Genomic DNA, 25,037 nt, shown 5'->3' with positions numbered 1-25,037 from the left:
TTCGGCTGTGCGATGACCTTAGGCAAGGCCCAGGTCGTGGGGATACGGGGAAAACCCTCGGCCCCCGGGGAACTCCCCTATGCCGCCCGGCAGTCGGGGCCGGATGTGCCGCTTCGCCGGGTTTGCCGAGGCTCCGCCGCCGCACGGCGCATGGCCGGATACGACCGGTCGAACAGGGGCGCGCTGTTGAACGCGGCACCCACGGGTCCCGTACGACACGGTGGACCCGTCAGCTCTCGACCCCCATGGATCGGACGTACCGGATGTACCGCTTGTCCGCCCGCCGCAGCGCCGCGCCTCGCACCACCGCCCGGCGCTCCGCCGGCCGTCGCACCGCGGTCACGACCGCCGCCGCCACCGTCGTGGCTCCGCTGCTTCTCACCACCGGTGCCGTCACTCCGGCCTGGGCGCACGGCGCGCCGACGGATCCGGTGAGCCGGGTCTCGGCCTGCTCACCGGAGGGCGGCAGCCAGGGGTCCGCGGCGTGCAGGGCCGCTGTCGCCGCGAACGGCGCGCCCTTCACCGCGTGGGACAACATGCGGATCGCCGGGGTGAACGGACGGGACCGGGAGGTCGTCCCGGACGGGCGGCTGTGCAGCGGAGGGCTCGCGCCCTACAAGGGGCTCGACCTGGCCCGCGCCGACTGGCCCTCGACCCGCCTCTCCCCCGGCGCCACGCTGAACCTGACGTACCGGTCGACGATCCCGCACACCGGGACCTTCAAGCTGTTCCTGACGAAACCCGGGTACGACCCCACGGAGCCGCTGAAGTGGTCCGATCTGCCCGGGAAGCCGTTCGCCTCGACCACGGACCCGCCGCTGCGGAACGGCTCCTACCGGTTCTCGGCGAAGCTGCCGGCGGACCGGTCCGGGCACCATGTGCTGTACACGATCTGGCAGAACACGAGCACGGTCGACACCTACTACTCGTGCTCCGATGTGGTGTTCCCCCGGGCGAAGCAGGCCGACTCCGGCGCGGGTGACGGGGGTTCGCGGGAGACGCCCGCCCGGAGCGAGGAGACGGCGACCGAGAAGCCGGCCGCCGAGAAGCCCGAGCCCGCCACCACGGCGCCGGCGGAGTCCACCGAGGCGCCGCCCGCCGACACCGACGGCGCGGACACCGACGGCGCCGACGACGCGCAGGCGGCCGACGCGGGCAGCCCCGTCGCCTCCACGACCGACGAGAGCGGCGCCTTGGTGCCGCTGGTGGCGGGCGGCGCCACGGCCCTGGTGCTCGCCGTGGGCGCCGCCCTCTTCCTCCGCGGACGCGGGCGCCGCTCTCGTATCGACGACTGATCGGGCAGGTGATCAGGGCGACGATCGGGCAACTGAGAGCATCGGACGACTGACGTGTGCGGCTGGTCGGTCACCGGCCGCCGGACCGGTGACCGACCAGCGCCCGGAGTCAGTTGGTGTAGACCGTCGCGTCACCCTGGGTGGCGTCCGTGACGGGCGCGTACTTCGCCGTGAAGTAGCCGGTGCTGAAGCACAGGGACGAGCCCGAGGTCTTCGCGAACGGCTGGCTGGTGAAGTTGATGCTGTTGTCGTCGTTGCTGGACGTGCCGGTGATGCTGGCCGCCTGGTAGACGCAGGTGATGCTGCCCAGCAGGGTGCGCAGCACGACGGTGGTCTGGAGGACCGAGCCCTCCGCCGGGCTGACCGTGACGACGCCGTCCGAGGTCACGGTGGTGGTGTAGGGCAGGTTGTTGACCGTGACGCTCGTGACACCGAGCACGCCGACGACGTTGCTGGTGCAGCTGCCGAAGGTGTGGGCGTCGACCCGCTCGGTGGCGGTGCCGGGCGCGGCCGGGTTGTCGGTGACCGTGGCGGTGAAGGTCGACGCGGCACAGGAGACGCCGCTCGTGCCCGTCGCGCTGGAGTAGAACTTGCCCGTCGTGCCGGTCGCCAGCGACGCGTTGAGCACGTCGCCGACCGCGACCGCGTCACCGGCGAGGCCGCCGGTGGTGAGCACGGTGTCGGCGGCGGAGGCGGGGCTGACGGCCGCCACCATCACGGCGGCGGTGGTGGCGGCGAGGGCAAGGAGGGATCGCGTACGCATGGGGGTGCCTCTTCTCAGGAAGTGAGGGCCGCCGGTGACGGCCCTCGGAAGGTGCGGGTGACCGCCCCCGCGAAGCGCGGGCTGCGGTGATGTGCGCGCGAGTGGACACCGTTCGCGCGGGGGAACGCGGCGATGCCGCACGGCGCGGTGAGGCCGCCGCCGATCCGTGACACGCCTTCTCCGTACGTGACGGATCGACAGCGACAGCCGGGGACCGGACACGGCCCAGTGGAGGGGAAAGCGACCGTGCCCGGCACCGCGGCGAGGGGTGGTGCTGCGTCGGGCCGCGCAGCGCGTTCAGGTGATGCCACCCGCACCCCGTCTGCGACGGGGAGTTCGGGACGGTGGCGTGCGCTGCGCGTCGGATCCGGCGCCACGGATCCGTGGGGGAAACCCGGGAGAGTTGTAGACCTGACGAACAGTCAACGTCAAGACATTGGACGGAAGTTGAAAGTGCGCGGCCCCCTCCGGGAAGGGGCGGGATCAGGGTCCTTCGAGGCAAAACCAAAGGTGAGGGATGTTCAGCTTTCACAGGGGCGGCACAACCAACATCCTTTTGCCACAAGCACCTTGACCCTTGAAAGTAACCCCCGGTAACTTCGCGAATGGCTACTGCGGCGTAGCTAGTAAGCCCTTGCACCCACGGGAGGGGTGCTCAGGCGTGCGCCGCAACCGCTGTCCGCGCCAGGACAACGTGCCGTCGAAGCCCCATCTGCAATGACTTGGAAGTCCAGGGAGCACACATGGCCTCGTCCTCGGATGCCACGGCGTCCACCAACGAAAGACCCGAGGGTCCCGAAGCGTCCGGAAGACGCGGGCGGGTCCGGCTGAAGCGCGCCGCCGTGATGGCGGTGCCGGCCACGGCGGTCGCCGCCGGCCTGATGATCCTCACCGCGCAGGGCGCTCTGGGTGTCCAGTTCGCCATCTCCGGCATGCCGTTCGTCGTCACCGCCGACAAGCTCGAAGGCAATGGCTTCGCCCAGTTCGGCTCGCTCGACCACATGATCGAGAACAGCCCCAACCAGGGTGACACCGGCGGTCAGGTGCTGGTCGTGACCTCGGTCGTGAAGAGCGGCAAGCTGACGAACCTGTGCCAGAGCGTCGACCTCGGCGGCATCCAGCTGGTCCTCACCGCCGGCAACAAGTCCACGCCGGTGAGCGTGAAGAACCTGGCGATCGACTCCGACGAGATCAAGGGCGACGCCTCGTTCAACAACATCGAGATCGGCCGTGACTCCAGCACGTTCGACAAGGTCGACCAGCAGGGTCCGCCCGGTGTCTACGGCCAGCAGGCCGACTCGGTCACCATCACCGATCTGTACCAGCACAACTATGCCGCCACCGCGGCCGTCTTCAAGCTCCCCGACCTGCACATGAGGTTCACGAGCGAGGGCTGCCCGCAGTGAGCCGATTCCGGGAATGGAGAGGGCACCGGCCGTTCGCCGGGGGCCTGTTGCTGGTGCTGGGCGGCGCCGAGATCCTGCTGACCATGAAGGCGCCGCTGCCGGTCATCCTGAAGATCGGAATGCAGGGGCTGGCGGGCTACCTCCTGCCCTCGCTGATGATCGTGTGCGGGTCGCTGATCCTCTTCAACCCCACTCAGCGCCTGTTCTACTCCATCCTCGGGATCATGCTCTCGCTGGGCACCTGGCTCACGTCCAACATCGGCGGGTTCGTCGTGGGCCTGCTGATGGGCGCGGTGGGCAGCACACTCGCCTTCGGCTGGCTGCCGGATCAGGAGCCCCGGCGGAAGCGCTCCGCCGGGCAGCCGGAACAGCACGCCGCGAAACTCGGCGGTTGAGGCCGTTCGGCGAGTGCCGGTCGTCCAGTGGTCGTCCGCGCAGCTACCCCGCGCCCCCGAAAGGCGCGGGGTAGGCAACTGCTCGCCGAAGAGCGCACGGGGCCGCATTGACTCGATCGTGTGATGGTCGGCTTCCTGGCTTGTGGCGCCCTGGACCGTCCGGGTCAACGTGATCACGCGCTCTGGGACGCCGGATACGGCGCCGGCGTGCGGGGCCCCCGCTCCACCAGAGAGATGGTCCGGGGCCTCCCCGTCGCCACTGGCCGTACCCAATTGCCCAGGTCGCGCAGGGCTGTGTTCATCAGCGGCCTCCGGCCGCGGGGGCCTCCCGGGATCGGACCACGCACAGGATGCGTGTCGCTGCCCCGGGGTCGAGTACGCCGGGGACCAGCTCGCCCAAGACCGTTCGGGGCGCGCGGCCGAACGGGCTCACACCCGCCCAGTCCCCAGGAACGGTTCGGCGTTCACAAGGTGGTCGTGACCGCCGCCGTCAGGGCCGCGCGGAGGCGTTCGGCGTCGGTCCAGTAGCTGTCGTTCGAGAGTGGGACGCGCCAGTAGAGGCCGGGGCCCGAGGTACGGCGCAGGGGCGGGACCGCCACATGGCTGCCCCGGCCGAGGACCTGGACGTCGGGCAGGCGCCACGCGGAGCCGTCGCCCGGGGGAACCAGCCAGTACATGATGCCGCCGTAGCCGTCCTTGATGACGGCGCCGGTGTCGTCCCCGAGGGACTCGAGCGCGAGTGCGCCGAGGGCGACCGGTACCCGGACGGCGTTCCACCAGCGCCCGGCCGGCACGGTGCGAACTTCGGGGCTGTAGGAGCACATCCAGCGCGGGGCCCTGCTGACAGTCATGGCACTCACCGGCTCTTCATGGGGGGGTGCGCCCGATCCTAGGAGCCGGTCCGGGAGCCGACTTGCGAGTACGCGCAGGGAAGTTGCCGTCGTACGCAGCACGCGCCAGGTGATCTCGCCCGGCGACGCCACCAAGCCGTAGCGTGACCGGGCTTCTACGTTGTGCTCACGTTGTGCTGTTGGACTGTATTCGACCGCAGGAGGACCCCCATGGGCCACCCGAGCCCCCTGGTGATTGACGCGACCGGCCGTGACATCCACGGTGAGGCCGCCCGTATCCGCGAGACGGGTCCGGCGACCCGGGTCGTGCTGCCGGGGCCGCACGATGTCGAGGCCTGGGCCGTCAGCAGCCCCGACCTGCTCAAGCGACTGCTCACCGACCCCCGGGTGTCCAAGGACCCGCGACAGCACTGGCCGAGGTTCGCCGCCGGTGAGATCACCCCGGAGTGGCCGCTGTTCGCCTGGATCGCGGTGCAGAACATGTTCACCGCGTACGGCGGTGACCACAAACGGCTGCGGATCCTGGTCTCCAAGGCGTTCACCGCGCGCCGGACGGCCGCGCTGCGGCCGCGCATCGAGGAGATCACCGGGCAACTGCTCGACCGCGTCGAGGAGGGCTTCCGGCGCGGGGACACGGTCGATCTGCGACAGGAGTTCTGCTACCCGCTGCCGATCCAGGTGATCAGCGAGCTGTTCGGGCTGCCCGAGGAACGTGGGCTGGTGCTGAAGGAGTTGGTGGACAAGCTGTTCGACACGTCCGCCGAGCCCGGTGAGATGACCGCCGCCTACGAGCGGATGTACGGCGTGCTGGGCGAACTCGTCGCCGTCAAGCGGGAGTCGCCGGGCGACGACCTCACCAGCGGGCTGATCGCGGCCCGTCACGAGGACGACACCCGGCTCAGCGAGCAGGAACTGCTCGACACCCTGGTGCTGGTGGTCAGCGCCGGGCACGAGACCACGGTCAACCTCCTGGACCAGGCCGTGCACGCCCTGCTGACCCACCCCGAGCAGCTCGCCCATGTCCGGGAGGGCCGCGCGACCTGGGACGACGTGATCGAGGAGACGCTGCGGGTACAGGCGCCGGTGGCGAGCCTTCCGCTGCGCTACGCCGTGGAGGACCTCGACCTCGCCGAGTTCGGCGGCCCGGAGGGCGTGGTGATCGCCAAGGGCGAGACGATCCTGGCCTCGTACGCGGCCGCCGGACGGGACCCCGAGCGGCACGGGAAGGACGCCGACGTCTTCGACGTCACCCGTACCGACAAGGAGCACCTCGCCTTCGGCCACGGGGTGCACCACTGCCTGGGCGCCCCGCTCGGCCGCATGGAGGCCCGGATCGCGCTCCCGGCGCTCTTCGAGCGCTTCCCGTCGCTCGAACTGAGCGCCACGCAAGAGGAGTTGGGACACGTGGAGTCGTTCATCTCCAACGGCCACCGCCGCCTCCCCGTCCGCAGGGCCTGACGGACGCCCGCGTCCGTCAGGCCCGCCGACACTGCGGCTACTCGCCGCGCCACCAGGCCAGCAGCCGGGCCCATCCGCTCTTCGGGCGGGTGGGCTCCGGCGGTCGGGCGCCGGAACCGCTGCCGTACGGCCCCGCCGCACGGCTCTCGGGAGACGCGGGCGCCTCGGCCGTGGCACCGACCACGGCCGCCGGCGGGAACGTCACCGGCAGCGCGGCCAGCGCCCGGTGGAACGGACCCGGACGCCACTCCAACGCCCCTACCGGTACGGCGAGTTCGACGTCCGGGAGCCGGTCGAGGAGCTTCTCCACCGCCACCGACGCGATCAGCCGGGCCTCGCTCTGCGCGGGGCAGTTGTGCGGGCCCGCGCTCCACGCCAGGTGGGCCCGGTTGCCCGCCCGCTGATCGTGCGTCAGGGCGGGGTCGGTGTTGGCGGCGGCCAGCGAGACGACGAGCGGGTCGCCTGCCTTCAGCAGCGCGCCCTCGTACATCACGTCCCGCTTCGGGTAGTGCACGGCGTAGTTGGCCATCGGCGGGTCGGTCCACAGCACCTCGTCGAGGGCGTCCTCGACGGGCAGGCTGCCGCCGGACAGGTCTCCGGCGAAGCGGTCGTCGGACAACAGCAGACGCAGGGCGTTGGCGATGAGGTTCTGCTGCGGCTCGGTGCCCGCGCCCATGAGGACGACGAGGGTGTGGATCATCTCCTCGTCCGTGAGCCGCGCCGGGTGCAGGGTCAGCCACGACGTCACGTCCGGTCCGGGCTGCCTCCGCTTCAGCGTGACCAGCTGGAAGAGCGTGGCGGTGAGCAGTTCGTTGGCCCGCTCGGCGTCCACCCCGTCGAAGATGCCGGACATGCCCTCGACCAGCTTCAGCCCGAGCTCGGCCGGGCAGCCGAAGAGGTGGTTGAAGACGAGCAGGGGCAGGACCTGGGCGTACTCACCGAGGAGGTCGGCCTTGCCGGTGGGCGCGAACCGGTCGATGAGGGTGTCGGCACTGCGCTCGACGTAGCCGCGCAGGGTGTTGGGCTCGACCCGGGCCAGGCTGTCGGTGATGGCGCCGCGCAGCCTTCGGTGCTCCTCGCCGTCGGAGAACAGGGCGTTGGGCCGGTACATCATCATCGGGACGACGGGACTGTCCGGAGGGACGGTGCCGTCGTTGAGGTCGTTCCAGCGGCGCGGGTCCTTGGCGAAGGTCTCCGTGCTCCGCAGTACGTGCAGGGCGGCCTCGTAGGAGGTGACGAGGGTGGCGCGTACGCCGGGGGCCAGTTCGACGGGGGTGGTCGGTCCGGTCGCGCGTGCCCGCCGGTAGAACGCGGCCGGGTCGGCGGCGAACTCCGGTCCGTACATGGGCTGGTGGGCCGGGCAGCCCGGGGGCGGGCCGGACGGCGATGCGGGGGTCACGCGTGCTCCAGTTCGGTCTCGCGGCTCAGCAGGTACTCGACGAGGGAGATCAGGGCCCGGGTGGAGGACTCCGGGTCGCGGGCGTCGCAGCGCACCAGCGGGGTCTCGTCGAGCAGGTCGAGGGCCTCGCGCACCTCGTCCAGGTCGTGCACGGGGGCGCCGTCGAAGTCGTTGACGGCGACGGCGTACGGCAGGTCCAGCTCCTCCAGGACGCCCATCACGTCGAAGGAGTGGGACAGACGCCGGGTGTCGGCGAGGACCAGCGCGCCGAGGGCGCCCCGGGTCATGTCCTGCCAGAGCTTGGTGAAGCGCTGCTGCCCGGGGGCGCCGAACAGGTACAGCACCAGGGAGTCGTTGAGGGTGAGCCGGCCGAAGTCCATGGCGACCGTGGTGGTGGTCTTGTCGCGGGTGCCGGCGAGGTCGTCGACCAGGGCGCCGGCCTCGGTCATGACCTCCTCGGTGCGCAGCGGCCGGATCTCGGAGAGCGTGCCGACGAACGTGGTCTTGCCGACCGCGAAGTGACCGACGACGAGCAGCTTGACCGCTGTCTTCACCGTCGGCCGCAGGTAGACGTCGTCAGAGGCGGGCGCGGAGCCCATCGAGGACCTCCTGGAGGATTCTGGCGTCGGACGGCCGGGCGGCCGGGATCGGTGCGCGGGTGACGATGTGGCCGCTGTCCATGAGGTCGGCGACCAGGACCTTGGTCACGCTGACCGGGAGGTGCAGATGGCCGGCGACCTCGGCGAGGGAGAGCGCGCCGGGGCGGCACAGCTCCATCATCCGGCGCATCTCGGGGGTGAGGCCGGCCAGCGACAGGTCGGTGGTCGCGATCAGCAGCGTGACCAGGTCCAGGGTGTTGCGGGTCGGGTGGGCGCGGCCGCCGGTGACGACGTACGACCGCACCAGACGCCCCTCGGGCCGGCGGCGGGGCGTCATGCCCTGCTGCCCGTGTCCAGCCGCGCCGGGCTGGTCAGCACCTTGCCGAGCCGGTCGACGAGCTTGTGCATGCGGTACGTCACCGCCTCCATGTCGACCTCGTCGCCGGTGGACACCGCGAGATAGGCACCCTCGCCGGCCGCGACGAGGAAGACGAAGCCGTGCCCGAACTCGATCAGGGTCTGCCGCCACGGGCTGTCGGCCGAGCCGCAGAACTCGGAGGTGCTGCGGCTGATCGACTGAAGTCCGGAGAGCCCGGCCGCGAGGCGCTCGGCGTCGTCGCGGCCGATGTCGGCGGAGTGGGCCCGCAGCATGCCGTCGGCGGAGAGCAGGATGGCGTGGCGGGCCTCGGGCACCTTCAGTACGTCGTCGAGCATCCAGCCCAGCTCGTTCGTCGTGGGCTCGATCATGCGTGGGGGGTCCCTTCGTTCTCGTGGGGGGTGGTCCGCGCGGGGCCGGCGGTGGGGTCGGGACCGTACTCGTCCTCGTCGAGGATGCGTCCCGCCGCCCGGCCGAAGCGGGTGCCGCGGGCGAAGGCGCCCATGATGCGGGCGTTCTCCTCGGGTGAGCGGCCGGGGATCTCCTCGGCCGTCGCGGGCTCCGGCTCGGGGGCGGCCGTCCGCTTGGGGGTGCGCCGGCGGCGTTTGGGCAGACCGCCTTCGGTGGTGTCGTCGGGGGTGTCGTCGGCAGGAGCACGGCGGAGGGCGGGGGCGGTCTCGGTCACGGGTGTCAGCTCGATCTGTGGCTCCGGTGCGGCGGGCTCCAGGTGGGTGAGCAGCGCGGCGGGCAGGAACGCGACGGCGCGGACGCCGCCGTACGGCGAGCGGGTGTCCACGGAGACGGTGAATCCGTAGCGCCGGGCGAGCATCCCGATGACGGCGAAGCCGAACTGGGGCGGGTCGTCGAGGCGGGTGACGTCCACCTCGCTGCGTCCACTGAGCAGCTGGGTGGCGCGTTCCACGGCGTGGCCGTCCATGCCGACGCCCGCGTCGTCGATGACGACACACGCGCCGTTGTGCACGTGTCGGACGTTCACCTCGACCGTGGTGTTGGGCTGGGAGTGGCGGGCGGCGTTGTCGAGCAGCTCGGCGATCGCCAGGACGACCGGCTCCACGGCGCGGCTCTCCACCGCGATGTCGACCTGGCCGTGGACGCGTACGCGCCGGTAGTCGCGGATGCGCGAGGTGGCGCCCCGGACGACCTCGACGAGCGGGGAGGTGGCGCGCTGCCGGCCCGGCCAGGAGCCGCACAGGACGGCGATGGCCTGGGCGCGGCGGCCGAACTGGGCGTTGGTGTGGTCGACTTCGAGAAGGTCGCGCAGCACGTCGGGGTCGTCGTGCCGGTCCTGCATCTCGGAGATGGACATCTGCTGCTCGTTGGCGAGGGCCTGGATCGAGCGCATGGACGCCTTGAGAGCGGCCTTGGCGGACTGGTCGGCGCGGATCTGGGCGTGCTCGACGGCGCCGGAGAAGCGGGCGAGCACCTCGTCGAGGCCCTTGCCGAACTCCGTCTCGGCGAGCCGGCCGTCGAGCGGTCCGACGCCGGGCACGCTCTGGCCGGGGTGGTCGGCGAGGGCCGGCAGGCGGACCGTGACCAGATGGCGCAGTTCCTCCTCCCGGGCCCGCACGTCGTCGGTGAGGACGGCGTTCCTTCTGCGCTGCCGCCTGGTGATCCCGTGCTGGCGCAGCAGGAGTACGGCGGTGGCGAGCAGGGCCGCTGCCAGGGCCCAGGCCACCGCCTGCGGTATCGGTTCGGTCATGAAGTACAAGTCCTTACGTCCTCAAGTCCCCAGGCGTCGGCGGGTCCGGGACGCCGGGCGGGAGTTGACGGAGCGCCCGACGCTAGCGGCGCGACCGCGCGGGTACTTTCCGTGACGCGCAGGGAAGTTGTCACAGGGCGCACGAGTGACGCAAGGGGCGCGGATGAACACGCGACTTTCCCCCGGCATATTCGGCCACACCGGCCCGGGCGGCATGGCAACCGCTTGCCACGCTAGGGTGCCCTCCGGGTCCGACCGGTCGGTAACTATCTTTGATCAAGCAGAAGTTGAAGATTTCCGCACCGCGGACCGTAAGTGACCACAAGGACGTCGTCGGGGGCCCGGCACAAGGGAGGAGCCCGTTGCCCGCGGGAAGTTACAGCGTCGAGGCGCTGACCACCGAGGAGTTGGCCCCACGCGAGCGTGCCGACTTCTGGACCGAGCAGATCGGCTCGTACCAGTCCCGGATGGGCTTCAAGTACGCCCAGTCGGACAACTTCCGCGGCGAGACCGTCCGTCAGCGCACTGACACGTACCAGTTGGTGAAGTACCGGTCCGACGAGATCGAGTACACCCGCACCATGCGCCAGGTGCGCCAGGACCCGGACGAGGACTACCGGCTGCTGCTGCCGATGAGCGGTGAGATGGTCCTGCGGCAGGACGGCGAGGAGGCCCGGCTGACCCCGGGCACGGCGGCACTGGTCACCTTCGCGTCACCGTTCCAGTGCCTCCAGAGCGACGCCATCGACGCGTTCATCTTCACCATCCCGGCCCGCGAGGTGGACCGCCGGCTCAACAGCAGGTCGCCGGTCGCCAGTGGTCTGAACCTCGCGACCGGCCTGGGCCGCATCGTCGGCTCGATGCTGACCGGGCTGCACGAGGAGCGGGAGCACCTCACCGACCCGGAGTTCAACGCCGTCTCCGACCGGGTCGTGGAGCTGGTCTGCATGCTCACCGCGGGCGACGACCGCCCCGACGCCCCCGGACAGCTGGGCGAGGTGGAGGCGATGGTCCGCCGCTATGTGCGCGACCACGTGGCCGACCCCCATCTCACGGGTACGGCGGTGGCGCACGCCCTCGGCTGGTCGCTGCGCCAGATCCAACTGGCCCTGCAGAAGGCGGGGACCACGCCCCGCGAACTGATCCGCGAGGAGCGGCTGCGGCTCGTCCGGGACCGCTTACTGTGCGCGGAGTGCGACCACATGACGATCACGGATCTCGCCTACTCCGTGGGCTTCTCCTCCGCGAGCGCCCTCAGCACGGCCTTCCGCCGGCGCTACGGCGTCAGCCCCCGGGAGATGCGCCAGAGCATACGCTGACGCAACTCCCGTTAAGATCACGGGAGTTGCGAAAGGACCGGATGACGGAAAATCACCCGTCGAGTAGGTTCTCACACCGGCTCCCCCCAACGTTCCGTTGAAGTCTAAAGCTTAGCCAAAGCATGGCCGGGCGTCGACCTTGGACGCTTTCCGGCCCTCCTGGTGTGAATGTTCCTGGGAGTCGCCGTGCCCAGCATGTGCGACCGAACCGGCCTCACGCCCGACTCCCCTTTACCACGGCGCGAGTTGACACGAGACAGCACAACGGCCGAATGGCCTGAACCGTGCGCTTCGCGCGACCGGGAACCAGCGCCCGAACGACAGAACCCGCAGGTGACCCGCCGCCCGACGGTCCCTCTTTCACAGGTGGCGCGGCATCCTGGCCGAGGTGTGAAGAACTGTTGCGGCGCCGCGTCATGAATAGGCGGTAAAAAGGCGTCGCAGGCCCTTGCCGCCACTGACGGCACTTCAGGTGACAGACCTCCCCTGAGCGTCCAGGGCTGCTGGTCAGATAGTTGACGTTCTTCGTTACTCTGTCGCGTACTGGCTGATCGAGAGGACTCCGATGCCTGAACCCCCACCCTTCGCAACGACCCCGGAACACGGTCGGCCGGACACGACGCCTCCCCCTTCCCGTCACCGGCACGGAAAGCCCGGGGCGTCGGATTCCGCGAACTCCTCGGCTCCGCAACCCCGGCTGACGCGGCTCGCCGTACTCCCGGCCGCGTTCATGGCCGGAATATCCACCGCCGTCACGGGCACGGTCCTGCGACTGCAGGAGGGCACGGCCGACGCCGCCACCTGGGGCGTGCTGGCGGGCGGCGCCGTCCTCGGCTGCGGCTGCATAGCCGGGGCCGTGATGGCGGCCAGGAAGCGGGCCAGGTCCGACGCCAAGCGCGCCGAGTCGCTGCGGCAGGCCATCACGACCGGCAACTGGGCGCTCGACGAGGACCTGACCCGGCTCAAGCGGGGCGAGCAGTTGCTCTCGCGCGGCTTCGCCTACCAGGCGCCACGTGCCGAAGACCCGTACCAGAAGCTGGAGTACGAGGTCACGGAGGCCCAGCACCGGGCCCGCGAGGCCCTCGTCTGGGCGGCGAGCTACTTCCAGGCCGCCTCCGACGACAACAGCGACAAGGTCGAGGTCTTCGTCAACCTGGCCCGACGGCTGCAGTCGCTCGTCCACCGCACCATCCGCGAGCTGGACGATCTGGAGAACCAGGTCGAGGACCCGGATCTGCTCCGGCGGATCTTCGGCATCGACCACCTGGCCACCCGAATTCGGCGGCACGCCGAGAACCTCGCGGTGCTCGGCGGCGCGGTCTCCCGTCGCCAGTGGACCAATCCCGTGACGCTGACGGAGGTGCTGCGGTCCTCCATCGCCGAGGTCGAGCAGTACTCCCGCGTCAAGCTGGTGCCGCCGATCGAGGGCACCCTGCGTGGCCACGCGGTCGCCGACGTCATCCACCTGCTGGCCGAACTGGTCGAGAACGCCACGATGTTCTCCCACCCGGACACCCAGATCCTCCTGCGTTCCCGCCGGGTGACCGCCGGCATCGCCATCGAGGTGGAGGACCGCGGCCTGGGCATCCCCCAGGAGGACCAGGACCGGATCAACACGCTGCTGGCCGACCCGGCCCGCATCGACGTCGCCAAGCTGCTCGCCGACGGCCGGATCGGTCTGTTCGTGGTCTCGTCCCTGGCCCGCAGGCACGGCATCGCGGTCCAGCTGCAGGGCAACATCTACGGCGGCGTCCAGGCCATCCTGGTGCTCCCTCAGGGGCTGCTGGGCGAGGAGGAGGGGCCGGCGCCCCAGGCACCGGTCCAGGTGCGGCCGCCCGCCGCGCCCCAGCCGATGCAGGCGTCCGCGCCCGCCTGGGAGATCCCGTCCCACGCGGCTCCGCCGGCCGCCGTACCGCACCACGCGCACCTGGGTCACCCGGTCTCCCTCCCCTCCCAGGCCGGTCCCCCGGCGGGCGTACCGCAGCGGCCGGCCGCACCCGTGCCGCCCCCGGCGGCAGCCCGGCACGAGCGGGCGCAGCCCGTCTCCGACGTACGGTCCGAGTACCGTCCCTCGGGCTACGAGCGTCCGTCGGCCGCGCCGCACGGGTCCGGTGGGCCCGCCAGGCCGGTCCTGCCGAAGCGCCGTGCGATGGAGCACCTGGCCCCCGAGCTCCGCCAGGGACCCGCTCCACGTCCCGAGACCACCGAGCAGGACCTGAACTTCAGCCCCGGCCTCCTGGCCGGTATCAATCGAGGCTTCGGTCTCGCCGGCGCCACCTCCGACGCGATCCCCGTCGACGACACGCGCTGGGCCCCGCCCCAACCGCAAGGAGAAGAACCCCACCATGGTGAGCGATAGCCACCCCACCGGACAGAACATCGACTGGCTGCTGGAGAACCTCAAGAAGACCGTCCCCGGTACCCGCCAGGTGCTGTTGCTCTCGTCCGACGGCTTGAGCAAGGCACATGTGGATCTGGGTGCCGACGACGCCGACCGGCTGGCCGCGATAGCCTCCGGGCTCAACTCCCTGGGCCGTTCCTTCGGTCACGACAGGGTGCTGGGCAACGGCGGCACCGTCCGTCAGGTCATCGTGGAACTGCACAACGGCATCCTCATCGTGGCCTCGGCGGGCCACGGCGCCGTGCTGGCGGTCACCGCGGACGCGACGACGCACACCGAGACGCTCGGCTACGAGATGGGCATGCTGATCCGGGCCGTGCAGCCGTTCCTCGCCACGCCGGCCCGTCGCCCGACCGCACCGTCCAGCGCGGGGATGTGACGCGATGACGGACGAGATGTTCCTGGACGAGGAGGCCGGACGCTTAGTCCGGCCGTTCACCGTCAGCAACGGGCGCACTCGGCCCTCGACGCCTTTCGACCTGCTCACCCTGGTGATGGCCACCGGCATCCTGCCGAGCACCGACCTCGGCCCCGACCACGACACGGTGCTCGGCCTGTGTGCCAGGCCGGTGCCGGTGGTCGAGGTGTCCGCGCGGATGAACCTCCCGGTCGCCGTCACCAAAGTCCTGTTGTCCGACCTAGTCCAGCACGAGGCGCTCACCGCACGGGCGCCCCGTGCCGTCGAGGCGGCCTCCGCCGCCAACCGAGAAGTTTTGGAGGCGGTGCTTGATGGCCTACGCGCACGGCTCTGACCCCTTCCCGACCGCCCTGAAGATCCTCGTGGCGGGAGGGTTCGGGGTGGGCAAGACGACCTTCGTGGGGGCGGTCAGCGAGATCGCGCCGCTGAGCACCGAGGAGGTCATCACCACGGCCAGTGTCCGTACCGACAGCCTCGACGGGGTCGAGGAGAAGTCCACCACCACCGTGGCCATGGACTTCGGCCGTATCACCCTCGACTCGGACCACGTCCTGTACCTGTTCGGCACACCCGGGCAGGAACGGTTCTGGTTCATGTGGGACGAGTTGTCCGACGGGGCGCTGGGCGCGGTGGTGCTGGCCGACACCCGCCGGCTCGACGCGTGCTTCCCGGCGGTGGACTTCTTCGAGGTGCGCGGAATCCCGTTCGTCGTGGGGGTGAACGAGTTCGACGGCGCGTACCAGTACTCCATCGAGGAGGTCCGCGACGCCATCGGGCTGAAGTCCAACGCACCGATCGTGTTCTGCGACGCCCGGCACTGCAGCTCCGGTACGGGCGTGCTCCTCGAACTCGTACAGCATCTGCTCGGCATGACACCCGACGTGGCGTCGTACCAGCCACCCGTGCTCCGTTGATCCTTACTCAACTCAGCCGACCCCGAACGGAGTTCTCATGAACAGCCCCTACTCCTCCTATGAGCCACCGCTCGACCGTCTGCTCCTGACCCCGGAGGATCCGGCCGGCCCGCAACGCGCCGCCAGGATCGCCCAGCTGGGGCTCGGCAACGCCCCCCGGGCCGAGTTCGACGAGTTCGCGCGTCGGCTCGCCCTGGAGCTGGACGCGCCGTACGCGATGGTCAACTTCGTCGACGACAGGCGGCAGTTCTTCGCCGGGCTGTACACGCCGGACGCCGGACCCGTCAACATCGCGCAGGGGCAGGCGGCCGAGACCTCGGTGAGCCGGGAGATGCGTCTCGACCACGGCTTCTGCCCGCACACCGTCAAGCGGACCGCGGCGCTGGTGCTCGACGACGTCTGCGACTACCCGCGGTTCGCGGGCAACGCGGTCGTGGACGAGATCGGTATCCGCTCCTACATGGGCGCGCCGTTGGTCGACAGGCTGGCGGGGATCAACCTGGGCACGATCTGTGTCGTCGACACCGACTCCCGTACGTGGGGGCGGCAGCGGCTGGAGATCATCAAGCACATGGCGCAGGAGATGTCCGACCAGATCCAGGTCATCGCCGGCGGCAACTGAGCCCCACCGGGCACCGCCGGTCCGGTGAGGTCGAGGGGAAACGGGCCGCCGGGAACCCGGCTCACGAAAGCCGCGGACACGACGCTGTGTCCGCGGTTTCTCTGCTGACCGGCCCCGCCGGCGGACGAGACCGGAGTGGCCCTAGACCAGTTCGCCGACCGGGCTCAGTTCCGGCTCCCGCGACTCGACCCGCGGGGTGCGGACCAGATCGGCGAGACGCTCGGACCACTGGCCCTTGTCCTCGCCGAGCGCGAACTCGCCCAGCCTGAGGCCCTGGATGTCGGAGGTGCCGGCGGGTGCGTAGATGTGGAAGGCGTCGCGCAGATAGCGCTCCACCGGTCGGTCGGTGAACATGCCGCAGGCCGCGTGCATCTTCACGGATGCCTGGGCCGACTCGATGGACGACTCGACGTTGTAGAGCTTCGCGGACATGAGCTCGACGTCGCAGGGCCGCCCGTTGTCCAGCAGATGCGCGGCGAGATAGGCGCTCTGCCGTGCGAGGGTGAGGCGTTGCAGCATCCGCCCCAGCTCGATCTTGATGTTGGGCAGGTGCCCCAGCGGCTTCCCGTAGCGCTGCGTCTCACCGCAGTACCGGGCGGTCTCCTCGAACACCGCCTGGTGGATACCCAGGGACACCGCGGTCAGGTTGAGGCGGCCGTAGAGCACCGACGAGGAGTAGGCGACGGCCAGCCCCTCGCCCTCCTCACCGAGCCGGTTGGTGGCCGGCACCCGGCAGTTGTCGAAGATGAGCTCCCCGAAGCTGAATCCGTGCAGCCCCATGGAGGGCACCTGCCGCGCGAGGGAGAAGCCGGGCCGGTCGGACTCGACGAGGAAGGCCGTCATGCCCTTGGAGCCGGGCCCGGTGCGGACCACGACACCGTGCACATCGCCCACATGGCTGTTGCCGACGAAGACCTTGCGGCCGTTGAGGATGTAGTCGTCGCCGTCCCGTACCGCGCTGCTCTCCATGCCGGCTACGTGTCCCCCCGACCCCGGCTCGGTGACCGCGATGGTCGGCAGTACCTCTCCCCGGGCGATTTTCGGCAGCCAGTAGCTCTTCTGGCTGTCGTCGCCGAAGTGAACGATCTTGGCGACGCCCAGCTGGGAGGCCTGGACCATGGCCCCCATCGCGCCGCTCACCCGGGCCAGTTCCTCGATGATGACGGTCTTGGCGAGATGGCCCGCGCCCATACCGCCGTAGGCCGGGTCGATCGTGGCGCCGATCCAGCCCTGCTCGGCGATCAGCCGGGAGAGCCCCACCAGCGCGGTACGGGAGGCCTCCATCTCGGGTATCAGTGGCCGTACCACACGCTCGGCGAACTCTCGTACACGCTGCCGTAGATCCTCGTGGTCCTGCGTTGTGAAGACGTGTTCCACGCCAAGCCCTTCTCGCGTTTCCCCGCGCCGGAAGGCGCGGTGGCTGTACGTCAGGCTGTGGTTCCAAGGGGGGACCTGGCCGACGTGCAACATGGTCTACAAATCAACCTCTCACGCCAAGATCGTTTAAATGGTTTGGCCGAAACGTGGGCTGTTGAAATCTGAGCCCGAATGTGAGATATGAGTACGGTGATGTCCACATTTTGATACTTTCCTAGTCGAACTTGCTCGGTCATGCCGACCCGGAATCGGGCAACTGTCCACCTGACCACCAGGCACACCCGCCCGGAGGCGTCTTCCCTCCGCGCTGTGCACCGCCAAATACCAAACTGTCGTGCCATGCGTGCATGTTTGAGCAGGTCGCCGCAGAATTCAAGCCACCCACCCAGGCACCGGATGTGGCCGGGTAGTGCTGATCCTGAGACGCTGATGTGTCGACAAGTCAGCTTTCGGGAACCCTCCGGAAGCGGTCCGTCCGCCGAAGCCGTACCGCGCCCGCGTCGCACGCTTCCGGACGTCTCGTCAATCGCCGCCACGCGGCGCTAAGTTGCGCCCCGGCGGATGCTGACGACGGGGCTCGGGTCCTGATACCGTTCCGTCCGCTCGCAGACATTCGCCGACGGCGTGTCAGGCCGGAGCACAGGGGAGGCCGGGCGGCTCGCGGCACCCCCCATCGCCATCGGATGTTCGCTGTCCCACGAGGAATCAGATGCCAGGCACCCTCCCCCGCGCTCGAACGCACTCGCGCGGAGGGACCCCCATCGGCACCACGCGCGGTACGACCCGGTGACCCGGATGAGCGGTGACACGCCCCGCACCGAGGCCGGCGCCCCGCCCCTCCCCCAGGGCCCCCAAAGCCTGCCCCGGCGCCCCCGGAACACTCCACCCGCGCCTCCGCCCGGCGAGGACACGGCCGAGGCACCCGGAGCGGACGACGACGCACAGGACACGCTCTGCCCGGACGACCTGGCCCGCGCCATGGTGGCGATCCGGTGGGGCTCGACGCGGGCCCGGCTGGCCGGACCGGACGACACCGACGGTCCGCGCACACCACGACCCGGCCCCGGCGCCGCCTGACGGGCGCTGCCCCCGGCGCCCCGACGACCCGGCGCCGCCCCTGGCGCCGACCGACCGTGAGGAACAGGCACGACATGACAGAGCAGGTACGACCCGGTCCCCAACTGGACTGGCTGCTGGACGGACTCGTGGAACGCATACCCGAGATCCGCTGCGCCATCGTGCTGTCCGGGGACGGCCTTCTCATCGGCAAGTCGAAGGACATCCGGTTCGACGACGCGGAGCACCTCTCCGCCGTGGGCTCGGGCATGCACAGTCTGGCCCGGGGCGTGGCCCGTCACTTCCACGGCGGCGAGGTCCAGCAGACGGTCATCCAGATGGAGCGGGCGTTCCTCTTCGTCACCGCCGCGGGCCGGGGCGCGCGGCTGGCCGCCATCGCCTCGGAGGAGGTGGACGTCGGGATGATGGCGTTCGAGATGGGCACCTTGGTCAAGCAGGTCGGCAAATACCTGAGTGCGGCGCCCCGTTCGGAAACCCCGTCCGATTACGTGCAGGACGCGTGAGCCGCGACGGCGGCCGGGCCTGGAACTCGTCGAAAGGGTGATGGATGGTGTCCGTCAGCTCCGAGCCGGTCGTACCCACCGCCCTGAAGATCCTCATCGCGGGTGGCTTCGGCGTCGGCAAGACCACCATGGTGGGCTCGGTGAGCGAGGTGACCCCGCTGGCGACCGAGGAGCACATCAGCGCGGCGGGCAGACGCGTGGACGACCTCAGGGGCGTCGAGCGTAAGGTCTCCACCACCGTCGCCCTGGACTTCGGCCGAATCACCATCTCCCCCGAGCTGGTGCTCTATCTCTTCGGCACGCCGGGCCAGGACCGGTTCTGGTTCATGTGGGACGACCTGTGCAGCGGTGCCCTCGGAGCCGTGGTCCTCGCCGACACCCGGCGGCTCGACTCCTCCTTCGCCGCGGTCGACTTCTTCGAGTCCCGCGGCATTCCCTTCGCGGTCGGCGTCAACTGCTTCGACGGCCGCCGTGAGGTCGACCCCGAGCAGGTCCGGCAGGCCCTCGATCTGGCGCCCACCGTCCCGGTCGTCCTCTGCGACGTGCGCCAACGCCAGTCCAGCAAGGAGCTCCTGCTCGCGGTGCTCGGCGCGGCCCGCCGCAAGATGGAGGCGCGCCTGGTCGCGGCGGGGCTCCGGCCGGGCTGAGGCCCAGCGTCCGCCCGACCCTGCGCCCCTGCGACTCCGGCCGCACCTCAGGAAGTCAACTCCTCCGCCCGGGCGAGCAGTTCGGCGCGGCCGATGGAATCGGTACGGGTCGAGGGGACGGTGCAGGCGTACGCTCCGGCGATCGCGCCGAAGAGGCCGCACCGGTACGGCGGTTCGCCGGTGAGACGGCCGAAGAGGTAGCCCGCCGCGAAGGCGTCGCCCGCCCCGTTGGAGTCCACCACCGGCGTCGGCGGGGCCACCACCGGGATGTGGCTCAGCTCGCCGTCGGCCAGGTGGTAGGCGCCCCGCGCCCCGTCCGTGGCGACGACGGTCCGGGCCCGGCCCCGCTCGGCGATCCGGCGCATGGTCTTCTCCGGGTCGGCGAGCGCTGCGGCGGACAGGAAGACCAGGTCGGCGGCGTACGCGAACGGCTCGTGGTAGGGGTTGGTCCCGTCCCAGTCGTGCAGATCGGTCGAGACGGGCACCCCCAGGTCGCGCAGCACCGGCAGCGAGGCCGCGCACGGCTGGCTGATGGAGACATGGACGTGGTGGCTGACCCCGGCCAGCGACCGGACCGCCTCCGGCGGCAGTTCGTCCACCTCCTGGCTCCGGCTGCCGTCGTAGAGCGAGCAGCGGCGCCCGTCCGGGCCGACCAGGTTCACCGCCCGCCGGGTGCCGCCGGGCAGGGGCGCCTCGGTGAAGGGGACGCCCCGGTCGCGGTGCAGGGCACGGACCAGGTCGCCCTCGGGGTCGTCGCCGAGCAGATCCAGGTGGTGGGTCCGCAGGCCGAGCGCGTGCGTGGCGACCGCCATGAAGTCACCGGTCTGCCCGGCCCGGGTCTCGATGGCCGGCACCAGATGGCTGTCGGCGAACGGGAGGGGCAGCTCGGGGACGTACACGATGGTGTCGACGCCCGCCCCGCCCAGCACGAGGACGTCGATCTCGGACTCGGTGCGCACCATGCCTCCAGCGGTGAGGGGGTCACTGCGGAGGCAGCGTACGTCCGGGCAGGCCGGCGGGTGACCGGAGCGGGACTCCGGTCACCCTCACCGGCGAACGTGGCGGTGGGAGCCAGGTGGCCTAGGTCCAGGACGGGTCGGTCACGGGGAGACCTTCGTTCTCGTGCGGGGCCGTGTTCTCGTGCGGGGCCGTCGGAGGGGCGGGCTCGGGGGTTTCCCGGCCCTCCGACGGCAGTTCTGCCCAGACGACGCGACCGGACCGTTGTGGGGTGTGGCGCACCCCCCAGTCGCTGCTGAGCATGCCGACCAGCATGAGCCCACGCCCGTTCTGGTCGTCGGGGCCCGGACGACGCCGGGCAGGCTGTGCGTGACCGCTGTTCTGGTCCTCCACCTCGATCCGGAGCCGACGGCCGGTGAAGTGCAGCCGGCACACGATCCACTCGCTGTCCGTGTGTGTCAACGCGTTGGTGACCAGCTCGGACGTGATCAGGAGAGCGTCCTCGCAGGTCTCCGGACGCACCCCCCACTCGCCGAGCAACTCGCGCACGGTTCTGCGCGCCTCGCCCGCCGACGCGGGCACCGCGGGCAGTCCGAACACGCCCGCTCTGTGGGGTTCGTAGGCCTCTGTTCCAAGGGGTGGGTACATGGTCGGGGCTAACCGGTCCGTGGACGGGGGGAGGGTGGGCGGAGCCATCGCCGTATGCCTTTCGTTGGCCCTTCGCACCGGGGTGGTGCCGGTGCCACGGCCGCCTCGCCGTTCGCCGCGAACTCTTGCAACTCGTGGCGGACAGCGCTGAGTTGCGGCCACATCTCCCCCAACCTGGCCGCGCGGCCCCGGTGTTCGCCGAAGCCGTGACGGTACGTCCACTGTGGCATCCGCGAACAACACCTCGCAACCAGCAAGTTGAAATTTGCAATTTGTGCGTCGCATGACGCCCCCGTTCGCGCCAAGATCGTGTCAGACTGCGCTCTCGAAGCGACTCGTACAACAACGCGCAACCCTTGAAGGAAAGTGCGCAAGAGCCGTAAGGCAGTGCGACATGACCTCTGTGCTCGGCGTGAGGGGGTGGTGGGCGTGACCGCGGAGACGGACTGGGGCGGCGCCCCCTCCGTGCTGCGCATGATCCTCGGCAGACAGCTGGAGGAGCTGCGCACGCGTGCCGGACTGACGTTCGAGCAGGCGGGCGAGGCGATCGGTGTCAGCCATTCCACGATCCGCCGTCTGGAGGCCGCGAAGGTCGCCCGGCTCCGCCTCCCGGACGTCGAGAAACTGCTCCAGGTCTACGGCGTACGGGACCAGCAGGAGATCGAGACCTTCCTGAAGTCGGTCCGGGAGGCCAACAAACGCGGCTGGTGGCACACCTACCGTGACGTCCTGCCCGACTGGTTCGCCGCCTACCTCAGCCTGGAGCAGGCGGCGCTCCAGATCCGCGCGTACGAGGCACAGTTCGTGCACGGCCTGCTCCAGACCGAGGAGTACGCCCGTGCCCTGCTCGGGGCCGGCAACCCGCACGCGGCGACCGAGGACACCGAGCGGCGGGTGGCGCTGCGGATGCGGCGCCAGGAACTCCTCACCCGTGCGCAACCGCCGCGGCTGTGGGTGGTGATGGACGAGACGGTGCTCAGATGGCCGGTCGGCGGACCGGACGTGATGCGCGCCCAGATCGACCATCTGATCGAGCTGAACCGGCTGCCGCATGTGACGGTCCAGCTCATGCCGTTCCACAACGGTCCGCATCCGGCGATGCGGGCCGGTGCGTTCCACCTCTTCCGGTTCAGGGCACCCGAGTTGCCGGACATCGTCTACCTCAGCGGTCTGGTGGGCGCCGTGTACCTCGACAAGGGCGACGACGTCGTCGTCTACCGCGAGGCCCTGGACCGGCTGGGCGCGCAGTCGGCGCCCGCCCGCAAGACCGAGGTCCTCCTCGGTGCGATACGCAAGGAGCTCTGACGTGCACCACCACATACCCGACGGAGTACACAACGGCGTCCGCAACGGCATGCCCGCCCGTGATCTCGGCACCCAGGACTGGCGCCGGCCGTGGAGCGACGACGCGGGCGGCGCCTGCGTCGAGGTGAAGAAGCTCGCCGACGGCCGGGTCGCCGTACGCCAGTCGACCGACCCGGACGGGCCGGCGCTGCTCTTCACCCCCCGTGAGATGACCAGCTTTCTGGCCGGAGTGAAGGCGGGCGAGGCCGACTTCCTGCTCTGATTCCCTTGCTGCCACGTCTCGTTGACGCACCACCTGTTCGAACCCGGGGTTCACCGCTTGCCGAACCCCCGGCATTTGCCCGACCGTGCACCTGGACCACACGACCTGATGGGAGGGGCGGCGTTGCCCGACAACGGATGGCCGGCCGACCGGATCGACACCGAGCACGCGCATTCCGCTCGGATCTACGACTACATCCTCGGCGGCAAGGACTACTACCCGGCCGACAAGGAGGCCGGTGACGCGATGGCGCACGAGTGGCCGGCCCTGCCGGTCCACATGCGCGCCAACCGTGACTGGATGAACCGCGCGGTGCGCTGGCTCGCCGAGAAGGCGGGCATGCGCCAGTTCCTCGACATCGGAACCGGCATCCCCACCTCCCCCAACCTCCACGAGATAGCCCAGTCGGTGGCCCCCGAGTCCCGGGTCGTCTACGTGGACAACGACCCGATCGTCCTCACCCTGTCCCAGGGGCTGCTGGCCAGCACCCCCGAGGGCAGGACCGCCTACATCGAGGCCGACTTCCAGGACCCGGAGACCGTCCTCGGCTCCCCCGAGTTCCTGGAGACCCTCGACCTGAGCGAGCCGGTCGCGCTCACCGTGATCGCGATCGTCCACTTCGTCCTCGACGAGGACGACGCGGTCGGCATCGTCCGCCGTCTCCTCGAACCCCTCCCCTCGGGCAGCTATCTGGCGATGACCATCGGCACCGCCGAGTTCGCCCCCGAGGAGGTGGGCCGGGTGGCCCGCGAGTACGCGGCCCGCGACATGCCGATGCGGCTCCGCACGATCGACGAGGCCCACGAGTTCTTCGACGGCCTCGAACTCGTCGAGCCCGGCATCGTCCAGGTCCACAAGTGGCACCCGGACGGCACGGGCGAGCAGGACATCCGCGACGAGGACATCGCGATGTACGGGGCGATCGCAAGAAAGCCGTAGGTCCTCAGAGCACTCGGCCCGGCACCGCCCAGCTTCTCGGTGCCGGGTCGGTGGGCTTCTTCTGGGGGCGCGGGGAACTGCGCGATCAGCCTCGGCGTACCCGCAGCCGCTGACGCACCTTGGCGCCCCGGCACGGAGCGCTACCGTGCCGGCCCCGTACTGTCACGAACGATGAGTTCGACGGGGATGACCGGGTCCTTCTCCAAAGCCTCACCTGTATCCGCCGGGTCGTCCAACTGCGTCAACAGCAAGCGCAGCGCCCTCGTGCCGATCGACGAGAAGTCCGTACGGACGGTCGTCAGCGGCGGCAGCAGGTGCGCCGCCTCCGGGATGTCGTCGTAGCCGACCACGCTCACGTCGTCCGGGACCCGGCGCCCGGCCTCGTGCAGGGCGCGCAGCAGGCCGAGCGCCATCTGGTCGTTGGAGACGAACACGGCGGTGACGTCCGGGTCGTCCGCGAGCCGCCGCCCCAGCTCGTAGCCGGAGTCGGCGCTCCAGTCCCCGACGAGGGGTTCGTGGACGCGTGCGCCGGCCTCCCGCAGGGTCGCGCGCCAGCTCGCGGCGCGTCGGTCGGCGGAGGTCCAGCCGGTCGGGCCCGCGATGTGCCGGACGGTGGGGTGGCCGAGGGCCAGCAGATGTTCGGTCGCCAGCCGGGCGCCCCCCGTGAAGTCCGAGGAGACGACGGGGGTGCCGTCGCCGAGACCGTTGTCCAGCATCACCATCGGGGTGTCCGGGCGGGACCGCGCGAGTGCGGTGGCGACCGGACGCTGGGGGGCGATGGCGATGATCCCGTCCGCGCCCTCGGCGGACAGCCGGTCCACCGCCTGGACGACCGTGTCCCGGTCCGCCGTGTCGAGGGCGATGGAACTGACGAGGTAACCCGCCTCCTGGGCCGCCGTGTTGATCGCGGTCAGGGTGGAGGCGGGGCCGTAGCGCGCCGCGTCGAAGGAGATCACCCCGAGCATCCGGGTCCGGCCGCTGGCCAGCGAGCGTGCGCTGCGGCTGGGGCGGTAGCCGAGTGTCCGCATGGCCTCCAGCACGGCCTCCCGGGTCTCCGCCCGGACCGCCGGGTTGTCGTTGAGGACGCGGGAGACGGTCTGCTTGGAGACGCCGGCGAGGCGGGCCACGTCGTCCATCACCGGGCGGGAGCCGGCGAAGTTGCGTCGGCTGCGGCCGCGGGCGGCTCCGCCGGGGCGTTCGGCCGCGCTGCCGTCCGTCGTGCTTCGGGGCATGCGGCTGCTTCCTTCTTCGAGGGGGCCGGTCTGTCGTGTTCTGCGTGGGGCCACAGGATAGGTCCGGGGATTTCGCCCCCGCCGCCCCTACCCGTCCCGTCCCCAGGGGCGCTGCCCCTTCGACCCCGAGGGGTGGGTTGTCGGGTGCGGGTAG

27 protein-coding genes are annotated in these 25,037 nt (G+C 70.6%); 16 read left to right on the top strand and 11 right to left on the bottom strand.

Annotated features, from left to right (window positions below):
- Positions 1-263: 263 nt before the first annotated feature.
- On the top strand, positions 264-1,295 hold the full coding sequence (locus OG202_RS37605) for a lytic polysaccharide monooxygenase auxiliary activity family 9 protein (RefSeq protein ID WP_328224235.1): 1,032 nt from the start codon (positions 264-266) through the stop codon (positions 1,293-1,295).
- 109 nt (positions 1,296-1,404) lie between these two features.
- On the opposite strand, the gene OG202_RS37600 is transcribed toward OG202_RS37605, so the two are convergent.
- Positions 1,405-2,058 (bottom strand): Tat pathway signal sequence domain protein, encoded by a 654-nt coding sequence (locus OG202_RS37600; RefSeq protein ID WP_326575654.1) that lies wholly within the window; start codon positions 2,056-2,058, stop codon positions 1,405-1,407.
- Positions 2,059-2,801: 743 nt separating this feature from the next.
- On the opposite strand from OG202_RS37600, the gene OG202_RS37595 reads away from it, so the two are divergent.
- Together OG202_RS37595 and OG202_RS37590 are read left to right on the top strand one after the other, a co-directional pair.
- Entirely contained in the window at positions 2,802-3,464 is a 663-nt protein-coding gene (locus tag OG202_RS37595) for a DUF6230 family protein (RefSeq protein WP_326575656.1), read from the top strand.
- Positions 3,461-3,859, top strand: a complete 399-nt coding sequence (locus tag OG202_RS37590; protein ID WP_326575658.1) for a DUF6114 domain-containing protein — start codon at positions 3,461-3,463, stop codon at positions 3,857-3,859. The genes OG202_RS37595 and OG202_RS37590 overlap by 4 nt, the downstream gene beginning before the upstream one ends.
- 464 nt (positions 3,860-4,323) lie before the next feature.
- Here the strand turns inward: OG202_RS37590 and OG202_RS37585 are convergent, their stop codons facing one another.
- Entirely contained in the window at positions 4,324-4,710 is a 387-nt protein-coding gene (locus OG202_RS37585) for a hypothetical protein (RefSeq protein WP_326575660.1), read from the bottom strand.
- 210 nt (positions 4,711-4,920) lie between these two features.
- Between OG202_RS37585 and OG202_RS37580 the strand changes: the two genes are divergently transcribed.
- Complete coding sequence (locus OG202_RS37580) at positions 4,921-6,168, top strand: cytochrome P450 family protein (protein WP_326575661.1); 1,248 nt, start codon at positions 4,921-4,923, stop codon at positions 6,166-6,168.
- Between the two features lie 37 nt (positions 6,169-6,205).
- Here OG202_RS37580 and OG202_RS37575 read toward each other — a convergent pair whose 3' ends face one another.
- The 5 genes from OG202_RS37575 to OG202_RS37555 are packed head-to-tail and all read right to left on the bottom strand — an operon-like array spanning position 6,206 to position 10,262.
- Positions 6,206-7,513 carry a cytochrome P450 gene (locus tag OG202_RS37575; RefSeq protein WP_327732096.1) on the bottom strand — a complete coding sequence of 436 codons (1,308 nt, stop codon included), beginning with the start codon at positions 7,511-7,513 and terminating at the stop codon, positions 6,206-6,208.
- A 50-nt stretch (positions 7,514-7,563) separates the two neighbouring features.
- Entirely contained in the window at positions 7,564-8,166 is a 603-nt protein-coding gene (locus OG202_RS37570) for a GTP-binding protein (protein WP_257567796.1), read from the bottom strand.
- Positions 8,144-8,503: a DUF742 domain-containing protein gene (locus tag OG202_RS37565; protein WP_326575665.1), complete on the bottom strand. Its 360-nt coding sequence runs from the start codon at positions 8,501-8,503 to the stop codon at positions 8,144-8,146. The genes OG202_RS37570 and OG202_RS37565 overlap by 23 nt, the downstream gene beginning before the upstream one ends.
- Entirely contained in the window at positions 8,500-8,913 is a 414-nt protein-coding gene (locus OG202_RS37560; RefSeq protein ID WP_326575667.1) for a roadblock/LC7 domain-containing protein, read from the bottom strand. The genes OG202_RS37565 and OG202_RS37560 overlap by 4 nt, the downstream gene beginning before the upstream one ends.
- On the bottom strand, positions 8,910-10,262 hold the full coding sequence (locus tag OG202_RS37555) for an ATP-binding protein (protein WP_327727346.1): 1,353 nt from the start codon (positions 10,260-10,262) through the stop codon (positions 8,910-8,912). Before OG202_RS37555 ends, OG202_RS37560 begins: the two co-directional genes overlap by 4 nt.
- A 362-nt stretch (positions 10,263-10,624) precedes the next feature.
- On the opposite strand from OG202_RS37555, the gene OG202_RS37550 reads away from it, so the two are divergent.
- The 6 genes from OG202_RS37550 (at position 10,625) to OG202_RS37525 (ending at position 15,936) form a co-directional block, all read left to right on the top strand.
- The gene (locus tag OG202_RS37550; RefSeq protein ID WP_326575671.1) at positions 10,625-11,581 is read left to right on the top strand and encodes a helix-turn-helix domain-containing protein; all 957 of its coding nucleotides are present in this window, start codon (positions 10,625-10,627) and stop codon (positions 11,579-11,581) included.
- 565 nt (positions 11,582-12,146) lie between these two features.
- Positions 12,147-13,940, top strand: coding sequence for an ATP-binding protein (locus OG202_RS37545; RefSeq protein WP_326575673.1), 1,794 nt, complete (start codon positions 12,147-12,149; stop codon positions 13,938-13,940).
- Complete coding sequence (locus OG202_RS37540) at positions 13,927-14,361, top strand: roadblock/LC7 domain-containing protein (RefSeq protein WP_326575675.1); 435 nt, start codon at positions 13,927-13,929, stop codon at positions 14,359-14,361. Before OG202_RS37545 ends, OG202_RS37540 begins: the two co-directional genes overlap by 14 nt.
- 4 nt (positions 14,362-14,365) lie before the next feature.
- Positions 14,366-14,734, top strand: coding sequence for a DUF742 domain-containing protein (locus OG202_RS37535; protein ID WP_326575677.1), 369 nt, complete (start codon positions 14,366-14,368; stop codon positions 14,732-14,734).
- Positions 14,712-15,314: a GTP-binding protein gene (locus tag OG202_RS37530; RefSeq protein WP_326575679.1), complete on the top strand. Its 603-nt coding sequence runs from the start codon at positions 14,712-14,714 to the stop codon at positions 15,312-15,314. Before OG202_RS37535 ends, OG202_RS37530 begins: the two co-directional genes overlap by 23 nt.
- A gap of 37 nt (positions 15,315-15,351) precedes the next feature.
- Positions 15,352-15,936, top strand: a complete 585-nt coding sequence (locus OG202_RS37525; RefSeq protein WP_326575681.1) for a GAF domain-containing protein — start codon at positions 15,352-15,354, stop codon at positions 15,934-15,936.
- 141 nt (positions 15,937-16,077) lie between these two features.
- Here OG202_RS37525 and OG202_RS37520 read toward each other — a convergent pair whose 3' ends face one another.
- Positions 16,078-17,313, bottom strand: coding sequence for an acyl-CoA dehydrogenase family protein (locus OG202_RS37520; protein ID WP_326575682.1), 1,236 nt, complete (start codon positions 17,311-17,313; stop codon positions 16,078-16,080).
- 795 nt (positions 17,314-18,108) lie between these two features.
- On the opposite strand from OG202_RS37520, the gene OG202_RS37515 reads away from it, so the two are divergent.
- From OG202_RS37515 to OG202_RS37505, 3 genes are all read left to right on the top strand, one after another.
- Entirely contained in the window at positions 18,109-18,390 is a 282-nt protein-coding gene (locus OG202_RS37515) for a hypothetical protein (RefSeq protein ID WP_326575683.1), read from the top strand.
- 74 nt (positions 18,391-18,464) lie between these two features.
- Positions 18,465-18,893 carry a roadblock/LC7 domain-containing protein gene (locus OG202_RS37510; protein WP_326575685.1) on the top strand — a complete coding sequence of 143 codons (429 nt, stop codon included), beginning with the start codon at positions 18,465-18,467 and terminating at the stop codon, positions 18,891-18,893.
- Between the two features lie 44 nt (positions 18,894-18,937).
- A complete protein-coding gene (locus OG202_RS37505) occupies positions 18,938-19,540 on the top strand; it encodes a GTP-binding protein (protein WP_327727348.1) in 603 nt (200 codons plus the stop codon).
- A 47-nt stretch (positions 19,541-19,587) separates the two neighbouring features.
- Here OG202_RS37505 and OG202_RS37500 read toward each other — a convergent pair whose 3' ends face one another.
- Both OG202_RS37500 and OG202_RS37495 read right to left on the bottom strand, forming a co-directional pair.
- Positions 19,588-20,502 (bottom strand): adenosine kinase, encoded by a 915-nt coding sequence (locus OG202_RS37500; protein ID WP_443052327.1) that lies wholly within the window; start codon positions 20,500-20,502, stop codon positions 19,588-19,590.
- 118 nt (positions 20,503-20,620) lie between these two features.
- Positions 20,621-21,097, bottom strand: a complete 477-nt coding sequence (locus OG202_RS37495) for an ATP-binding protein (protein WP_326575691.1) — start codon at positions 21,095-21,097, stop codon at positions 20,621-20,623.
- Between the two features lie 477 nt (positions 21,098-21,574).
- Here OG202_RS37495 and OG202_RS37490 point away from each other — a divergent pair, with 477 nt between their 5' ends.
- The 3 genes from OG202_RS37490 (at position 21,575) to OG202_RS37480 (ending at position 23,651) form a co-directional block, all read left to right on the top strand.
- Positions 21,575-22,450: a helix-turn-helix domain-containing protein gene (locus OG202_RS37490; protein ID WP_326575693.1), complete on the top strand. Its 876-nt coding sequence runs from the start codon at positions 21,575-21,577 to the stop codon at positions 22,448-22,450.
- Position 22,451: 1 nt separating this feature from the next.
- Positions 22,452-22,712 carry a DUF397 domain-containing protein gene (locus OG202_RS37485; RefSeq protein WP_326575695.1) on the top strand — a complete coding sequence of 87 codons (261 nt, stop codon included), beginning with the start codon at positions 22,452-22,454 and terminating at the stop codon, positions 22,710-22,712.
- A gap of 123 nt (positions 22,713-22,835) precedes the next feature.
- Complete coding sequence (locus OG202_RS37480; RefSeq protein WP_326575697.1) at positions 22,836-23,651, top strand: SAM-dependent methyltransferase; 816 nt, start codon at positions 22,836-22,838, stop codon at positions 23,649-23,651.
- A gap of 140 nt (positions 23,652-23,791) precedes the next feature.
- Here the strand turns inward: OG202_RS37480 and OG202_RS37475 are convergent, their stop codons facing one another.
- Positions 23,792-24,883 carry a LacI family DNA-binding transcriptional regulator gene (locus tag OG202_RS37475; RefSeq protein WP_327727349.1) on the bottom strand — a complete coding sequence of 364 codons (1,092 nt, stop codon included), beginning with the start codon at positions 24,881-24,883 and terminating at the stop codon, positions 23,792-23,794.
- Positions 24,884-25,037: the final 154 nt, after the last annotated feature.

Origin of the sequence: Streptomyces sp. NBC_00310, from assembly GCF_036208085.1 — a bacterium.
Lineage (GTDB): Bacteria > Actinomycetota > Actinomycetes > Streptomycetales > Streptomycetaceae > Streptomyces.
The sequence above is the reverse complement of the archived record's forward strand: the minus strand, read 5'-3'. Positions and strand labels throughout refer to the sequence as shown.

Coding starts and splice junctions, on each gene's coding strand:
- OG202_RS37510 (WP_326575685.1), top strand. CDS start 18,465: ATGACAGAGCAGGTACGACCCGGTCCCCAACTGGACTGGCTGCTGGAC.
- OG202_RS37585 (WP_326575660.1), bottom strand. CDS start 4,710: ATGACTGTCAGCAGGGCCCCGCGCTGGATGTGCTCCTACAGCCCCGAA.
- OG202_RS37560 (WP_326575667.1), bottom strand. CDS start 8,913: ATGATCGAGCCCACGACGAACGAGCTGGGCTGGATGCTCGACGACGTA.
- OG202_RS37570 (WP_257567796.1), bottom strand. CDS start 8,166: ATGGGCTCCGCGCCCGCCTCTGACGACGTCTACCTGCGGCCGACGGTG.
- OG202_RS37600 (WP_326575654.1), bottom strand. CDS start 2,058: ATGCGTACGCGATCCCTCCTTGCCCTCGCCGCCACCACCGCCGCCGTG.
- OG202_RS37605 (WP_328224235.1), top strand. CDS start 264: ATGTACCGCTTGTCCGCCCGCCGCAGCGCCGCGCCTCGCACCACCGCC.
- OG202_RS37525 (WP_326575681.1), top strand. CDS start 15,352: ATGAACAGCCCCTACTCCTCCTATGAGCCACCGCTCGACCGTCTGCTC.
- OG202_RS37545 (WP_326575673.1), top strand. CDS start 12,147: ATGCCTGAACCCCCACCCTTCGCAACGACCCCGGAACACGGTCGGCCG.
- OG202_RS37535 (WP_326575677.1), top strand. CDS start 14,366: ATGACGGACGAGATGTTCCTGGACGAGGAGGCCGGACGCTTAGTCCGG.
- OG202_RS37595 (WP_326575656.1), top strand. CDS start 2,802: ATGGCCTCGTCCTCGGATGCCACGGCGTCCACCAACGAAAGACCCGAG.
- OG202_RS37540 (WP_326575675.1), top strand. CDS start 13,927: ATGGTGAGCGATAGCCACCCCACCGGACAGAACATCGACTGGCTGCTG.
- OG202_RS37515 (WP_326575683.1), top strand. CDS start 18,109: ATGAGCGGTGACACGCCCCGCACCGAGGCCGGCGCCCCGCCCCTCCCC.
- OG202_RS37555 (WP_327727346.1), bottom strand. CDS start 10,262: ATGACCGAACCGATACCGCAGGCGGTGGCCTGGGCCCTGGCAGCGGCC.
- OG202_RS37475 (WP_327727349.1), bottom strand. CDS start 24,883: ATGCCCCGAAGCACGACGGACGGCAGCGCGGCCGAACGCCCCGGCGGA.
- OG202_RS37565 (WP_326575665.1), bottom strand. CDS start 8,503: ATGACGCCCCGCCGCCGGCCCGAGGGGCGTCTGGTGCGGTCGTACGTC.
- OG202_RS37575 (WP_327732096.1), bottom strand. CDS start 7,513: ATGTACGGACCGGAGTTCGCCGCCGACCCGGCCGCGTTCTACCGGCGG.
- OG202_RS37580 (WP_326575661.1), top strand. CDS start 4,921: ATGGGCCACCCGAGCCCCCTGGTGATTGACGCGACCGGCCGTGACATC.
- OG202_RS37505 (WP_327727348.1), top strand. CDS start 18,938: ATGGTGTCCGTCAGCTCCGAGCCGGTCGTACCCACCGCCCTGAAGATC.
- OG202_RS37500 (WP_443052327.1), bottom strand. CDS start 20,502: ATGGTGCGCACCGAGTCCGAGATCGACGTCCTCGTGCTGGGCGGGGCG.
- OG202_RS37530 (WP_326575679.1), top strand. CDS start 14,712: ATGGCCTACGCGCACGGCTCTGACCCCTTCCCGACCGCCCTGAAGATC.